Annotated in this window: 12 protein-coding genes; 8 read left to right on the top strand and 4 right to left on the bottom strand. The window is 31.5% G+C overall.

Annotated features, from left to right (window positions below; translation table 11 throughout):
- Positions 1-248: 248 nt before the first annotated feature.
- From hflC to M4I23_RS12730, 4 genes are all read right to left on the bottom strand, one after another.
- Entirely contained in the window at positions 249-1,184 is a 936-nt protein-coding gene (gene hflC / locus M4I23_RS12745) for a protease modulator HflC (RefSeq protein ID WP_249754651.1), read from the bottom strand.
- Positions 1,174-2,160: an FtsH protease activity modulator HflK gene (gene hflK, locus M4I23_RS12740; RefSeq protein WP_249754650.1), complete on the bottom strand. Its 987-nt coding sequence runs from the start codon at positions 2,158-2,160 to the stop codon at positions 1,174-1,176. The genes hflC and hflK overlap by 11 nt, the downstream gene beginning before the upstream one ends.
- A 169-nt stretch (positions 2,161-2,329) precedes the next feature.
- On the bottom strand, positions 2,330-2,464 hold the full coding sequence (locus M4I23_RS12735) for a lmo0937 family membrane protein (RefSeq protein WP_249754773.1): 135 nt from the start codon (positions 2,462-2,464) through the stop codon (positions 2,330-2,332).
- 1,127 nt (positions 2,465-3,591) lie between these two features.
- The gene (locus M4I23_RS12730) at positions 3,592-4,428 is read right to left on the bottom strand and encodes a site-specific integrase (RefSeq protein ID WP_249754649.1); all 837 of its coding nucleotides are present in this window, start codon (positions 4,426-4,428) and stop codon (positions 3,592-3,594) included.
- Positions 4,429-4,857: 429 nt separating this feature from the next.
- On the opposite strand from M4I23_RS12730, the gene M4I23_RS12725 reads away from it, so the two are divergent.
- From M4I23_RS12725 to M4I23_RS12690, 8 genes are all read left to right on the top strand, one after another.
- Entirely contained in the window at positions 4,858-5,730 is an 873-nt protein-coding gene (locus M4I23_RS12725) for an esterase family protein (protein ID WP_249754648.1), read from the top strand.
- Between the two features lie 204 nt (positions 5,731-5,934).
- On the top strand, positions 5,935-6,174 hold the full coding sequence (locus M4I23_RS12720) for a hypothetical protein (RefSeq protein WP_249754647.1): 240 nt from the start codon (positions 5,935-5,937) through the stop codon (positions 6,172-6,174).
- Complete coding sequence (locus tag M4I23_RS12715) at positions 6,175-6,336, top strand: ACT domain-containing protein (protein WP_249754646.1); 162 nt, start codon at positions 6,175-6,177, stop codon at positions 6,334-6,336.
- Between the two features lie 594 nt (positions 6,337-6,930).
- Positions 6,931-7,500: an RNA polymerase sigma-70 factor gene (locus M4I23_RS12710; RefSeq protein WP_249754645.1), complete on the top strand. Its 570-nt coding sequence runs from the start codon at positions 6,931-6,933 to the stop codon at positions 7,498-7,500.
- Between the two features lie 113 nt (positions 7,501-7,613).
- Positions 7,614-8,741: a FecR family protein gene (locus M4I23_RS12705; RefSeq protein WP_249754644.1), complete on the top strand. Its 1,128-nt coding sequence runs from the start codon at positions 7,614-7,616 to the stop codon at positions 8,739-8,741.
- Positions 8,742-8,900: 159 nt separating this feature from the next.
- Positions 8,901-12,332: a TonB-dependent receptor gene (locus M4I23_RS12700; RefSeq protein ID WP_249754643.1), complete on the top strand. Its 3,432-nt coding sequence runs from the start codon at positions 8,901-8,903 to the stop codon at positions 12,330-12,332.
- 9 nt (positions 12,333-12,341) lie between these two features.
- Positions 12,342-14,006, top strand: coding sequence for a RagB/SusD family nutrient uptake outer membrane protein (locus M4I23_RS12695; RefSeq protein WP_249754642.1), 1,665 nt, complete (start codon positions 12,342-12,344; stop codon positions 14,004-14,006).
- Positions 14,007-14,054: 48 nt separating this feature from the next.
- A complete protein-coding gene (locus M4I23_RS12690) occupies positions 14,055-15,320 on the top strand; it encodes a YdcF family protein (protein ID WP_249754641.1) in 1,266 nt (421 codons plus the stop codon).
- The last annotated feature ends 3 nt before the right edge of the window (positions 15,321-15,323 follow it).

Genomic DNA, 15,323 nt, shown 5'->3' with positions numbered 1-15,323 from the left:
ATATACATCAGATTATTTTCAACTGGTAACGTATCTCTAAAAATAATAATTAACAGTTATTTTTAAATGATTTATTAAATAAGAATTAGTTTAAATACAAAAACGGGAAGCCTATAAGACTCCCCGTTTTTTATTATACATCATTATTTTTCTAATAATACCAATCAATCAAAAGCTCAATATCTAGAAAACTTTCACAAATGGTTTTTATAGAAAATTCAGGACTTTTAATAGTATTTCATAAAAAGCTAATCCATCTTTTTTAAGTATTTATATAATTCACTATCCGTTGAAATGAAAATGGATGTTTTTCCATCAAAAGTTTTCTCAAATGTTTCCATTGATTTCAGAAAACCATAAAGGCTTCTTGATTGACTCGATTTATTATACGCTTTTGCATAAATTGAGGCAGCAGAGGCATCTGCCTTACCCTTAATCATCTCAGCATCCCTAAAAGCAAGGGATTGTATATTTTTAAGTTTTCGTTCTTTTTCACCATTTATACGTGAGGCTTCCCCCTGACCTTCCGATCTAAATTTATCAGCGATACGAAAACGTTCACTTTTCATTCTTTTAAATACCTGATTCTGCACTTCCTGCACATAATTGATACGTTTAAACCGAAAATCGAGTATCTTAATTCCTAAATCTTCAGTCTGTTTATTCGCCGATTTTAATATCATTTGCTGAATCTTATCTCGACCTACATAAATTTTCGCCAAGGAATCGCCGATAATTTCAGTATCGGATGTTAAAGGTATTCTGTTACTTGTACGTACAGTTTCTTCTATGTTATTATTTGCTATAAAATTCCTTGTGTCTCCATCCAAGATATCGTCTATACGAGATTGTGCCCCCCGTTCATTTGTTAACCGTTTAAAAAATTGGAGCGGATCTGTAATTTGCCATCTTGCATAGGTATCAACAAAAATAAACTTTTTGTCTTTAGTGGGTACTTGGTTTGGATCACCATTCCATTCCATATAGCGCTTTTCGAAATAATTTGCCACCTGTATTAAGGGAAGTTTAAAGTACATCCCAGGCTCAATAATGGCTTCTCCAATTGGCTTTCCAAACTGAGTAATGACCACCTGATCCTTTTCCTGTACAATAAAAATGCTACTCTTTAAACCTATCAGGATAAGAATGATTGATATCGCTATTAAAATTGATTTAGTTTTCATTGATTTCTGTTTTTTTATTCATCTGCATTTGTAATAAAGGTAACACGTTGCTACCCTTTTGGTCTGTTATCACTACATTCCCAATGTTGGGTATCACACTTGACATGGTTTCAAGATAAATTCTTTTTTTTGTTACCTCAGGAGCCTTAATAAATTCATTATATAATGCCGAGAATCTAGTGGCCTCCCCTTCTGCATTATTTACACGCTCAGCCGCATACCCTTTTGCTTGTTGAATGGTTTCTTCTGCTTGACCTTTTGCTTTGGGTATCACTTTATTGTATTCCGATTTTGCTTGATTAATCAACGTTTCCTTTTCTTGCTGGGCTTCGTTAACAGCATTGAAAGCTGCCTTTACCGGCTCTGGCGGATTTACATCTTGTAACACCACTTGTTCTATTTTGATACCCATAGAATATTCTCTACTTATTTGCTGAATGAGTTTCTCTAACTCACTTGCTATTTCCGTACGACCAACAGTCAGTACTTCATTTACGGTTCTGTCACCCACAATTTGCCTCGTTGCCGCTTCTGAAACAATACGAAGCGTACTCTGAGGGTTTCTAACTTTGAACAGGTACTTGTAAGCATCATCTATCCTATATTGTACCACCCACTGCACCTCTGCCAGATTAAGATCACCAGTAAGCATCAGTGATTCATCTTCTTTACTCGATAATTTTCCATATTGACTGTCCATTCCTGCTTTGGTGGTTCGGAAACCAAATTCTAGTTTTTGTTGTCTTTCTACCGGAACCTTATAAACATCTTCTACCAAAGGTATTTTAAAATTTAATCCTGGTTCTACTTGTCGCACATACTTCCCAAACCGAGTAATAACTCCTACTTCTTCAGTACTTATCTGAAAAATTGATGACAACGAAATCACTCCTAAAATTAGTATTGTAACAATAAGCCGCCAGTATTTAAGTATTTTTCCTAATTCCGGTGGTAAATTTAATTTTGTTTTATTCATTTTTGTTTTTTTTAATGTATAAATAGATAGCTCAATCTCATCCAACTTATTTATGCTGATTTAAACATGCTCTTGTTTTCATTCCTTTAAGTGTTCTTTTAAAAAATCGTAATCAAGACATCAACTTTGCTCACCCTATTTTTGTTGTTTTTAGTTGATGATATAAAGGCTACTTACGCTTCCATCTAGATAGTGTCGGTAAAATAGTGACTAAAGCTAACACCAATAACATATGGATTAAACCTCCTGCAGTGTAAATAAAGAAACCTATACCCCAACTTATTACTAATACGCTTGCAACCATGTACGACAACACTCTCATAATGTGATAATTTGGTATTTTTATTTAATTCTAATTTAATCTCATTTTCGCAAAACATTTACTGCAATAGATTTAACTATTCATTTACTGGCAAAGAAACTTATATAAGCCTATCTTATCAATGACCTGAGTCAGTCACATATAAAGCGCTTTGTTCATTCTGTATTGATCCTAAAACACATTCGATAATTTCGTAGTTGTTATAAACTAAATATCCTGTGCTTAGCGTAAGTCATTTCATTCGCATGCATCTATCGCAATCTTTATTGAAATGAAAAACGCAATCATACCATTGGAATTTTAAAAACAATTGGAATTTACCTTAAAGGCTGGTGTCATTTTGGCAAAAGAGATAAATGCCGATTTAATCATTATGGCTAACAAGGGTTAACTTTATATGATGGTATTTTTGCTATATCAAACGCAGATCAAAGGGTTCGTAATAGTAAGATACCTTAGTTAATTATAGCGCCAGCTCCTAAGAATTTTGGCAAAAAAAATATAGTTATAGCTACAGATTTGAATCCTGTAAACACTCTAGCATTTTTTAAGAAATTAGCTCTATTTGCTACTTTAGGAAGTACTATTCATCTCCTTTATGTCAATTTAGCTTATCCCTTTATAAACTCCAGAGAATCGAAGGAAAAAGCTAAAGTATTTGTAACTTAAGATGGATTTAATCTATATGAAGAAATAATAAATGTAGATCTCATTGTGCTAAGTACCCATGATCGAAAACGATTTAAATTATTTAATAAAAAGTAGTATTTCTGAAGACATTTCGAACCATGCAAAACGACCAATAATGATCTTTAAGTTATAGGTAATTCAATATATAATCTAATAAAAATAGGACCACCCATTACAAGACCCAGAGAGAAGTTCGCATCACCATAAAGCAATCACTTCACGAATTGATTAAATTTAAGAAGGACAAAAACAAAGTTATATTCAATGAGCTACTCATTAATCTGATACCAGATATACGTAGATATATCGTCAAAAGAATTAAAACTACCATAAAAAAAATCATTTTCCTAAGAACAAGTATGTTCCTACTAACTTTATATGTCAATATTTTACTCAAATAACTTTTCACCGAGGCAAAATTAAAAATCAATCACCATATCAAGCGCCTCATCAGCATCTTTTCTCATAAAATTAGTTTGATAAAGCATAGTTGTAGTAACCGAAGAATGCCTATATAGTTTTTGAAGCATTTGAATAGGAATTTTATCTCCAGAAATATTACCAAAACTATGGCGAGCAATATGCATGGACATTTTTTTATCTATACCTGCTTGCAAGGCAACAAGCTCTAACCTCCTATTGAAGTTTCTTGTAGCTGTTTTTATTCTTGTTCTTACGCGTTTCTTATCATTTAAATTTATCCCTTCTAGCTCCTTAAATAAATAAACAGAATGTTCTTCTCTTTCTAATTTACTGAGAATTTTAGAAACTTTATCAGGGATCTTCAAAGACACTAATTTGTTATTCTTAGCCATACGGTAATGTAAACGCTCGTCATAAAAATCTGCCCACTTTAATTGTAATACATCACTTATCCGAATTCCTGCAAAATAAAAACTAATTAACCATGCATATAAAGCATACTCTTGAGCTTGAGTTAAACCTTTTAAATTCTCTAAAGTCTTTATTTCTTCTCTATTTAATCCTACCTTTTTTGTTTCGGGAAACTTAATTTGAAATTTCCCTTTTCCAAAAGGGTAAAATTCTTTTTTAGTGATGTTTTGACTAATAGCTAAATTATAAATAGTTCGAAGCGTAATCATATAATTAGCCACAGTACGTGCAACCAAATTTCTTTTACTTAACAGAAAATGTTCAAATTGTTTTAGGAGTTCAACATTCAAATCTTGAAAATGAAGTTGATCGTTTTTTAGAAATTCTCTAAACACTGCTATACGACCAATTTCAATATCCAATTGATGAAACTGCTTTCTGTTTCTTATGTTTACAATGAGTATGACCGAGCAATACGCCCCGTACGAAAACGCTATTAATGAACGAATTAACAGGACTCTTAAATACGAATACGGCCTAAGAAAAACCATTAAAAACACTAAACTAGCGTGAAAAATGACCGAACAAGCGGTATATATTTAGAATAATTTAAGAACACATTTTAGCATGGAATTAAGAAAACCTGTCGATGTACATTTAAATACAAATCCTATTGAAAAAATAATGTGAATTTACCTGAACTAAAGATTTAAGAACAGACTTAGTTCAAACTATTTTTTTGCCTTCTAAACGGCTATAAAAAATCTTTTGAACGTCTAAATATTAACAAAAAAAAATCAACCTATTTCAGCATAAAACACTTTAAACGAAAATAGTTTAATCAATTTAGCATGAAAATCTATAAATTAATTTTTCTTTTATTTATACTTCTAATCTATAATTTCGCAGGTGCATCTTGTCAAGATAATAATCCCAATAAAGATGCGGAATTTGATATTTTAAATCCGACAACGGGAGGTTACACACACTCTTTTTTCCAAAGTAAAATTAGAGGCAATGTAGATTTCAATGTATATCTTCCTCCTTCTTGGTCTAAGAAGAATTCATCACAATACCCACTAATTATTTTATTACACGGTCAAGGTGGAAGCGAGTATTCATTAACTTATGTTATTCCTGCTGACAGTCTAAATTATTGGGTTAAAAATAAATCCATCCCAGAAGTAGTTGTAATTGCATTAAGCGGTGGAGATAATTTAAGTAAAATGCAATGGTATACCGACTCAAATGAAAATATGGTTACGAGCAATGAGAACGGTGAATTGAGAAAATATTGCTATGAAAAATTCAATACGTCCATGAAAAGTTCTCAAATCTCTATTATTGGTTATTCTAGAGGAGCTACTGGAGCACTAAATTTTGCTGTAAATTTTCCAACTAAGTTTTCTTCGATTGCTTCTATTGCTTTTGTTAGTGATTATGCAATTGAACGTCTAAAACAAGGTATTGATGTAAACCATGAAAAAATAATCAATAGTGGGATTAAGATTCAAATGTGGATTGGAAGCAAAGATGGATTTGTTCTAAAAGGTAATAGAAAAGGTAGTTCAATAATTAGTTCATACTTGAAAGAAAAAGGTATTGCAAATGAGTTAAAAACTATTAAAGGAAAAACTCATAGTATGTTTGAACTTTTCGAGAATCCCAACAATTTAAATTATTTTAAGTTCTGCACCAAAATGTGGAAAAACAACAGCGACTAAGAAAACGTAATGCGGACTTTAGGGTTATACCCAAAGGTCTGTGTATATTTATAAAGCCGCTAAATCTTAAGGATTTAGCTTTAGAACAGAAAAATATAAATCAAAACAATAAGATTTAGCTTGGTGCTCAGACAGAAACGAAAAGTTTTCCTGTCTCCACACTAAGCTTAGCACAACCGTTGGCAACAAGTTAAAAAAGAACTAATGAATAATATAGATTGGATTGGTTTTATTGGAGTTTTTCAAATACTATTAGCATACATACTTAATGTAATCGGAAAAATAAAAAGCACTGATTTAACTTTTATTTCACTAAATCTCATTGGTGCAAGTATGGCTTGTTTTGCTTCAATACTTATGGAATACATTCCTTTTATAATACTTGAAGGAGTGTGGACTATTGTATCTTTAATTTCGCTTATAAATTATAAAACGAAACATTAAATGGCTGGGGAAACAAATTTATCGGAATTAATAAAAGGAATGACGCCTAAACCGATTGATGGAGAGTATGTGTTTTCAACAATAAAAGATATTAATATAATTGACCGAAAAGATACTATTTATGAATTCAAAGAAAATGTAAGGAACAACTATTGTTCTTGAGAGAAAAAAAGCAGACAAACTTAACTTTAAATATGAATATATTGCTTCTTAGATTAAACTTATAATTCATTCATCGCTTGATGCTGAAGATTAAACAGCTATATTTTCAACGGAATTAGCGAAAAATGAGATTAGCTGAAATGTTATTACTGGTTATTATCACGACCATATTTTCGTTGATAAAAAAGACTCAAAAAAAGCAATTAGAGTGCTAATAGAATTATCTAAAAATCAATAATAAAAACAGCTACTAACAATGTGTATAATTAACTGCTTTGGCAAGTGCCTATTTGGAAAATTCTTTCGGAATTTTATCAGGCAAGTTTTTTTTCACTAAACTACTTACTTAACCATACACATAATCGTTGGCAACAATATGAGGACAAAATCCCGAATTTGACGCTTTTTCTACCTTATTTTAAGAAAACCGTGTACGCAATCGTGTACTCTAATTTCTAGTTAATTATACACATAATTTTGAATCATTCTAGTTCAATAAATGAACCTAACATAAACTAAAATTAATAATTACTTAACGAACGAATTTAAATTGTACCAATCTCTTTTCTTAATTTTCAAAAAAATTAAAATTAAGTGAGATTAAAGAAGATAGACGATACGCAACTATTAATATTGATCAAAAACGGAAATGAATTAGCTTTTAGTCAACTTTATGACATCTATTGGAAAAGACTTTTTTCATACACCATAAATATTCTAAATGATAAAGGACTAGCTGAAGATGTTATTCACGAAATATTTACTAACATTTGGATTAAAAGAGAATCTTTAAATATCACTTCTTTCGAAAACTATTTATTCGTTTCCGCAAAAAATAGATCAATCTCACTATTAAGAAAAGTACAATTTACAGAATTGGACGAAACAATTATTACGACGCTATCTTTTGCTCCAGAAATAGATGAAACAACAAAGAGTAGTGATTTAAAGTACATTATAGAAAATGCAACCAAAGAGCTCCCGACAAGGTGTAGAGATATATTTTTTATGAGCCGTTATGATGACTACTCTAACATAGAAATTGCTAATTACTTTAAAATTTCTCAAAGAACCGTAGAAAATCAATTATACTTAGCTCTAAAGCACCTAAGGACTATTATTAATAGGACTATGGTTATTTTATTCATATTTTCTTTTTTTTGATAGGTTACCACTTTGTTTCCTCAATGTTATCTATCAGTTAAATAAGGCTTTTTACATTTTTTTCTATGTGAGAACTTCAAGAGTTCTGCGTCTTTCTATTGTAAAAGGACATTATGACTAAAGAAGAATTTTTAAGATTAGCTAAAAAACACTCAGAAAATGAATGCTCTGAAAGGGAAAAAAATATACTTTTTTCTTTTTGTGATAAAGCACAATTTAAAGATTTAATAAGCGAATGGAATATTTCTGAAGAACAGCAAATAAAAATAGAACTTTTAAGAAGAATCCGATCTACAATAAAAACTTACGACAATAAAAAGAAGAAAAAGTCTAATTATTTAAGTGTAAAAACTTTTGCGGCTGTTTTCATTGGTTTTATGGTAGTAAGTTATTTGTATTTACAGCATAACGCAAATACAAAAATAACGCACCCTACAAATGCTATAACTTTAGAGTTAGAAGATGGTTCAATAAAAGTTATTGACGAGAATTCAAAAACAAATGCCTTAGTTAACAAAAAAGGAAATTTACTTGGAACTCAAAAAGGAAAACGTTTGGTCTATGAAAAAGGAAACTCCACAAAAGAGCTTGTTTATAATACTCTTACAGTACCCTATGGTAAAAGATTCGAAATAGAATTATCAGACGGAACTACGGCTCATTTAAATGCAGGAACATCTATAAAATATCCTGTTAAATTTTTGAAAGGAATAGACAGGCAAGTTTTTATTAAAGGAGAAGCCTATTTTAAAGTTGTAAAAGATAGTATGCACCCATTTATTGTAAATGCAGATAAACTTAATGTCAAAGTTTTAGGAACTGAATTTAATGTCCAGGCTTATTCAGAAGATACAGTTTCAGAAATTGTTCTAGTTGAAGGCTCAGTTGCTCTATATGATGATTCTCAAAAGTCCAATAAAAAAACAATTTTAAAACCTGGAGATCAAGCAAGGTTCAACAAATCAAATAGTAATATTAGAACCAAAACTGTACGTACAGATATTTATACTTCTTGGATTAATGGAGAACTTGTTTTTAGGAACATGGCTTTTGAAAATATTCTAAAAAAACTAGAACGCTATTATGATATAGAAATAGTTAATCAAAATAGTAATCTTTCTAAAACAATCTTAAACGCTAGCTTCGGAAATGAACCAATCGATGTAATCCTAGAGAGTCTAAAAGAAAATTATGGACTAAAATATTCCATTTCAGAAAATAAAATAATTATCACTAATTAAATTATGCCTATGAATTGAAAAACTCAAAATCTAAAACAATTAAAAATTTCGAAAAAATTTCACTGCGAAAAACAGAAAAATCGGAAAATGTTACGAGCATTTCCCGATTATAAAGCAGTGATTATATCAAAAATAACCACAAATTAAGACCATAAAAGTATGAAAAAAACTCTTACTAAAACAAAAAGAAGAACCTATCACTCAGGTAAATTCGATTTAAAAATGAAACTAACAGCCGTATTTTTTCTATTTACACTATTCTCATTACAAGCAAAAGAATCCTATGCACAACGCACAAAAGTATCTTTAAACCTTGAAAACGTTTCTATAAGCGAGTTTATCGACGAGGTAGAGAGCACTTCTCAATTTCGTTTTATTTACAAAGTAAACGATGTTAACCTTAAAAGATTAATCACGTTAAAAGCAAAAAACGAAAAAATAGATTCTATTTTAGAACGTGTTTTTAAGGATACAGACGTTTCATTTAATTTTAAAGACCGGTTAGTTTACTTAGTAAAACGAAAAAACACTGAGTCTAAACCTAACGAAAAAAGTGCTACAATTCAAAAGTACCCTTTGACCGGTAAAATACTCGATGAAAACAACGTGCCTTTACCAGGAGCTAGCATTATAGAAAAAGGTACATCTAATGGTGTAACGACTGATTTTGATGGTAATTTCTCCATATCTTTAAACACGTCTAATGCTATTATTGCCATATCATATGTTGGTTATGAAACACAAGAAATATCAATAGATAACCAAAAACAAATTGAAATACAATTAAAACAAGATACATCACTTTTAGAAGAAGTTCTTATAGTTGGTTATACTGCAGAAAACCGAAAAAATGTAACAGCTTCTGTAGCCTCAATATCTCCTGCAGAAATTAACACAAAACCCGTAGCAAATGTTGCAGAAATGCTAGAAGGTCGTCTTCCTGGTATTCAAATTATGAGTGATAATAGTCCTGGAGGTGGAACTTCAATTAGAGTAAGAGGCTTTAGTACAATAAATAATAACGACCCATTAGTTGTTGTTGACGGTGTACCTGTTTCAAACGGACTCGACGGAATTAACCCTACCGATATAGAAACCATACAAGTTTTAAAAGATGCCGCATCATCATCGATCTATGGTTCACGTGCTGCAAATGGTGTTGTTGTAATAACCACCAAAAAAGGAAGTACTAAAGGTAGCTTTGAAACCACATTGAATATCTATAATGGTTTACAAGCATCTTTCAACCTTCCTAACACTTTAAATGCACAACAATATGGTGATTTACTTTGGCAGGCATCAATAAATGATGGAAAAACACCTAGCAGTGATATATATGGTAATGATCCAAATAATGCCATTATTCCAGATTTTCTAAATGCAGAACAAACCATTCCAAGTGCAGATGTTAATTGGATTAAGGAAATTATGCAAGTTGCGCCAGTACAGTCTTATAATTTAACTATGTCTAAAGGCGATTCAAAATCTCAACAATCTTTTGGCATTGGCTACTATAACCAAGAAGGTATTATAAAAAACACAGGGTATGAACGTTATTCAGTTCGATTAAACTCAAGCTATCAGGTTGCCGATTTTTTAACTATTGGAGAAAACTTCACAGCGTCATATAAAGAGCGTGTTTCAGTAGGTACAAACTCTGCCTTGGGTAGTATTGTTTATAATGCGCTTCAATTTCCATCAATAATTCCTGTTAAAGATAACAACGGAGATTTTGCTGGTAATTCAATTAACGATCTACAAAACCCACTAGGAGAGCTAGATAGGAATAAAGACAATGCGGACAAAAGCATACAAGCTATAGGTAACATATTTGCAACCGTAAAGTTAGGTGATTTCAGTGCTAAAACATCATTAGGGATGGATTACCAAAACAATAACTCTCGTGATTTTTCTCCTATTTATGATGAAATTTTAGCACAAAACAATACCAATTCTTTAAGCACAAGCAATAGTTTTAACTACCAATTAATTTGGACAAACACATTAAACTATTCCAAAAAATTAGGTTTGAATAATATCAACCTACTTTTAGGTCAAGAGGCAATCAAATACTATTATGAAGGTTTTGGAGCATCAAGACAGAATTTTTTATATGAAGATGACAACTTTAGGTACTTAAGTAATGGTACAGAAAACCAATTAAATTATGGAAATGCCAATGAATGGGCTTTAAGCTCTTATTTTGCTCAAATTAGATATAATTACGACGAAAAATATCTTTTTACAGCTACAGTAAGGAGAGATGGCACTTCTAGATTAGCAAATAACAACTATGGAACATTTCCTGCCTTCTCAGCTGGATGGCGTGTAGACAGAGAAGATTTTTTTGATTTAGGTGATACATTTACTTCATTTTTAATACGAGGTAGTTGGGGACAAACAGGAAACCAACAACTACCGTCCTATTCTACAGTTGATAGTTACAGCAATAGTAATGCATACTCAGATTACTCCATTGGAGGAGGTCAAAATGTGGTAAGTACAGGACTTACTCAAACTCGTGTTCCAAACCCTGATTTAAAATGGGAAACGACAACAGGAACAACAATAGGTGTTGATCTTGGTTTTTGGGATGATAAACTAGAATTATCTGCTGAATATTATACAAAAAAAACAGACGATATTTTAATTTATAACATCATACCCCTTACTTATGGAGGTACTAATGACGGACAATGGATTAATGATGGCAAAATGGAAAATAAAGGTTTTGAACTTAACCTAAATTACAGCGATAACATCAATGATTTTGGTTACGCAGTAGGTCTTAATTTTACAACCTATAAAAATGAACTTACAGAATTAGACAATGTTCCATTTTTAGGTATACCTAGCTCATCACTTCACTCGGTTAATTTTGATCAAGAAGTTTCTAGAAGTGCTATAGGCCAACCTATAGGATCATTTTACGGCTATAAGGCTAATGGTCTATTTCAAAGCGCGCAAGAAGTTACAGATTATGGGTTACAACCAAATGCTCAGCCTGGTGATATTAGATTTGTAGATATTGATGAAAACGGAGTTTTAGATGATCAAGATCGAACATTTATTGGTTCTCCTCACCCAGATGTATTATTAGGTATGAATCTTAATTTTAACTATAAAAACTTAGATTTAGGAATGTTCTTCAATGGTAGTTTTGGAAATGATTTATACAATTTAACAAAATACAAAACTCATTTCTTTAATCAATCGGCATACAATAAAAGTGCAGATTTATTAAACGCATGGACTGCAGAAAACACGAATTCTTCAATTCCACGATTATCTCTAGATGACCCAAATAACAATATCAGACCATCCTCTTTTTATGTTGAAAATGGATCTTATATTAAACTAAACATGTTGCAACTGGGCTATACTTTTAATCAATCATTTATGAATGATAAAAAACTTAGAGTATACATACAATCTACAAATGTCTTTACAATTACAGATTACAGCGGAATGAATCCTCAAATTGGATTACAAAATTACTCATCCGATAACAGAAATTTAGATATTGGAGTCGATCGCGGAATTTATCCTCCATCGCGCACATTTACATTAGGTCTTAATCTAAAATTTTAAAAAAACATTATGAAACTTATATATAAAATTAAATACATACTTTTAATAGGAATCACACTTCAACACTTTTCTTGCTCCAATGAGTTTTTAGAAGAAACCACTTATGGAGAAGTAGAGCCATCCGAGATTTTAAAACCTGAAAATATAGAAAGAGCTATTATTTCAGCTTATAGCGTTTTAAACGGACAATTTGATAGCGCAAGTAATGCATATAACTCACCGGACTCTAACTGGAGTTTTGGGGATGTTGTTTCAGACGATTGCTACAAAGGTGGTGGCGGTACTGGAGATCAAAACAACATTCATCAAATGGAAATTTATGCTACAAACCCTACTATTATTGATGTAGAACGCAAATGGTCCGCACTTTATGAAGGTGTTAAAAGATCCAATGAAGCTATTAGATTATTAAATTCTTCTGATGATTTTGATGTTACACTAAAAACTAAAAGATTAGCTGAATTATCTTTTTTGAGAGGCCATTATTACTTTGAGTTAAAAAAAATATATAATAGAATTCCTTATATAGATGAAACAGCTGAAACAGTTGCAGACTATGCTAGATCGAATACAGAATTCACATCAGATGAGTTATGGTCCAAAATTGAAGCGAACTTCCAAAATGCATACGATGGACTTCCAGAAACTCAAGCTGATTTAGGAAGACCAACTAAAAACGCTGCCAAAGCTTATTTAGCAAAATGTTATTTATTCCAAGGACAATGGGAAAACGTAATTGAAGCTACCAATGAAGTTATGACTAGCAGCTACGGTTTGATGGATGATTATAAACAATTATTTCTTCCTGAAAATGATAACAATAAAGAAATAATATTTGCTGTTCAGCATTCTATAGACGACGGCCAACCAAATAATTATAATGGTAGTATTGGTGACAGGCTAACTGCTCCAGGAGGTCCGTTTTATGCTCAATACGGGTTTCACAGACCTTCACAAAATTTAATTAACGCCTTTAAAACATCAAGTTCGGGATTACCTCTAGATGAAAACATTGATATAATTACTAATGATTTTGTAGACCCTAGATTAGATATTACTGTTGGCCGACCAAACATCCCTTACAAAGATTTAGGTATTCTATATGAAGAAAGTTGGGCTAGAGATTTGGCTACTTACGGACCATATGGTCCTAAAAAACGCATCGTTTCAGCAAATTCGTCATACTACGTTGCCACTTGGCCCTATGTAAATGCGCTTAATTACTATATTATTAGGTATGCTGAAGTTATTTTATGGAAAGCCGAAGCAGAAATGGAGTTAGGTAATCTAGAAAATGCTAGAACTTTAGTAAATCAAATTCGTCAGCGTGTAATTAATTCAGAATATGTAAAAAGTTTAGATGGCTCATCCGATGCAGCGAATTATAGCATTTCTACTTACAACGAAACCTGGACCGACCCTGAATCTGCAAGAGACGCAGTTTATTTAGAAACTCGGCTAGAATTAGCTATGGAAGGTCATCGCTTTTTCAATTTAGTTCGTTGGGGTGTTGCAAAAGAAGTTATAGACGATTACCTCTTAGTTGAAAAAACAAAAAGAAGTCATCTTACAAATGCAGTGTTTACTGAGGGCAAAAATGAATATTGGCCAATACCACAAAGATACATTGACGGTGTTCCTGAAGGAACTGTAACTCAAAACAACAATTATTAATCATAAAATAAGGAAGCTCGAAAGGGCTTCCTTTTTAATACTTATACAATGAAAAAACTTTATTTAGTTGTGTTTTTTATCGGTTTAATAAATATTATTACTGCTCAAAACACAACAAACTTTAACCCGAATTTTAAAGCATCTGTATCCTATTCTAAAGTTCAAGATCAAAATTTCTATCTATTTTCTGCTATTCAAAGCGATCCTGAATTAGTTTCAATTTTAGAAAGCAACGAAGAACTAAATACAATATTTAATAATAAAAAAGAAAGTGTCTCAGTTAATTTAAAGAATGAAAAACTTGAAATTATACCACTAATAAATGCTTACAAATTTTCAGAAACAGAGATTACAAACATTTCATCTATACTTAGTAAAGAGGTGAAATCTAATAAGGTTTTAAAAGAATTAATCACAAAAAACTTACGTCCGTCGGGGAAATATGAAAATTTTAAATCTTTAAAAAACCCTGAGTATATAAGTGCCGCTTGGGAACTTTGCGCCAAAGCTATCAACCAATCACTTTCTGTCTATGGATTAGGAGAAAAAGGCCGTTACCACACCATAGATTCCATCTCATACAATATAAAAGAAAAAAATTATAAAGGAGCTTTATTTATGTGGAGCGATATGCTAACTCATAAAAAAGAATCCTTAACCAATTTATTTTTCCAACCATCTTTAGATTATACATTAGCGCTTTTATACATGAATCACAGAGATGAATCTGCAAGGTATGAACCGCTAACTACAGGAGAAAACAAGAAAACTATTGCCGCTATAACTCAGATTAATTTTGATGATTTTCCTTATTCAACCATTTTAATTTTAGGAAACGGCCCTGAGAATAATAAAGATGTTTTAACAGCTCTTGGTAAATTAAATCTGCAATTAGGTGTTATCGAATATCAGAAGAAAAATGCTCCTATTATTATTGTTTCAGGTGGCCATGCTCATCCATTTAGAGCTCCTTTTGCAGAAGCTATAGAAATGAAAAAAGAACTAATAAATCGGTATCATATCCCCGAAAATAGAATACTAATAGATCCTTATGCTCGACATACCACAACCAACCTTCGTAATGCATCAAGACTTATAATTAATAACGAAATCCCTCTAGAGAAATTAGGTCTTGTTGTTACAAATAACGGGCATAGCAAATATGTTGGGGAAGATAGTTTTATAAAGCGATGCAAAGAGGAGTTAGGCTATATTCCAGCATTCATTTTAAAAAGAATTAACTCTACAACATTAGAGTATCAGCCAAAAATAGAATCCTTACACCAAAATCCTTTAGACCCTTTAGATCCATAAACC

The organism is Algibacter sp. L4_22, assembly GCF_023473045.1.
In the GTDB taxonomy this organism is placed as follows: Bacteria; Bacteroidota; Bacteroidia; order Flavobacteriales; family Flavobacteriaceae; genus Algibacter.
The sequence above is the reverse complement of the archived record's forward strand: the minus strand, read 5'-3'. Positions and strand labels throughout refer to the sequence as shown.

Excerpts from the sequence above, each read along its gene's own strand:
- M4I23_RS12705 (WP_249754644.1), top strand. The coding sequence starts at position 7,614 with ATGACTAAAGAAGAATTTTTAAGATTAGCTAAAAAACACTCAGAAAAT.
- M4I23_RS12700 (WP_249754643.1), top strand. The coding sequence starts at position 8,901 with ATGAAAAAAACTCTTACTAAAACAAAAAGAAGAACCTATCACTCAGGT.
- M4I23_RS12720 (WP_249754647.1), top strand. The coding sequence starts at position 5,935 with ATGAATAATATAGATTGGATTGGTTTTATTGGAGTTTTTCAAATACTA.
- M4I23_RS12690 (WP_249754641.1), top strand. The coding sequence starts at position 14,055 with ATGAAAAAACTTTATTTAGTTGTGTTTTTTATCGGTTTAATAAATATT.
- M4I23_RS12695 (WP_249754642.1), top strand. The coding sequence starts at position 12,342 with ATGAAACTTATATATAAAATTAAATACATACTTTTAATAGGAATCACA.
- M4I23_RS12715 (WP_249754646.1), top strand. The coding sequence starts at position 6,175 with ATGGCTGGGGAAACAAATTTATCGGAATTAATAAAAGGAATGACGCCT.
- hflC (WP_249754651.1), bottom strand. The coding sequence starts at position 1,184 with ATGAAAACTAAATCAATTTTAATAGCGATATCAATCATTCTTATCCTG.
- M4I23_RS12725 (WP_249754648.1), top strand. The coding sequence starts at position 4,858 with ATGAAAATCTATAAATTAATTTTTCTTTTATTTATACTTCTAATCTAT.
- M4I23_RS12735 (WP_249754773.1), bottom strand. The coding sequence starts at position 2,464 with ATGGTTGCAAGCGTATTAGTAATAAGTTGGGGTATAGGTTTCTTTATT.
- hflK (WP_249754650.1), bottom strand. The coding sequence starts at position 2,160 with ATGAATAAAACAAAATTAAATTTACCACCGGAATTAGGAAAAATACTT.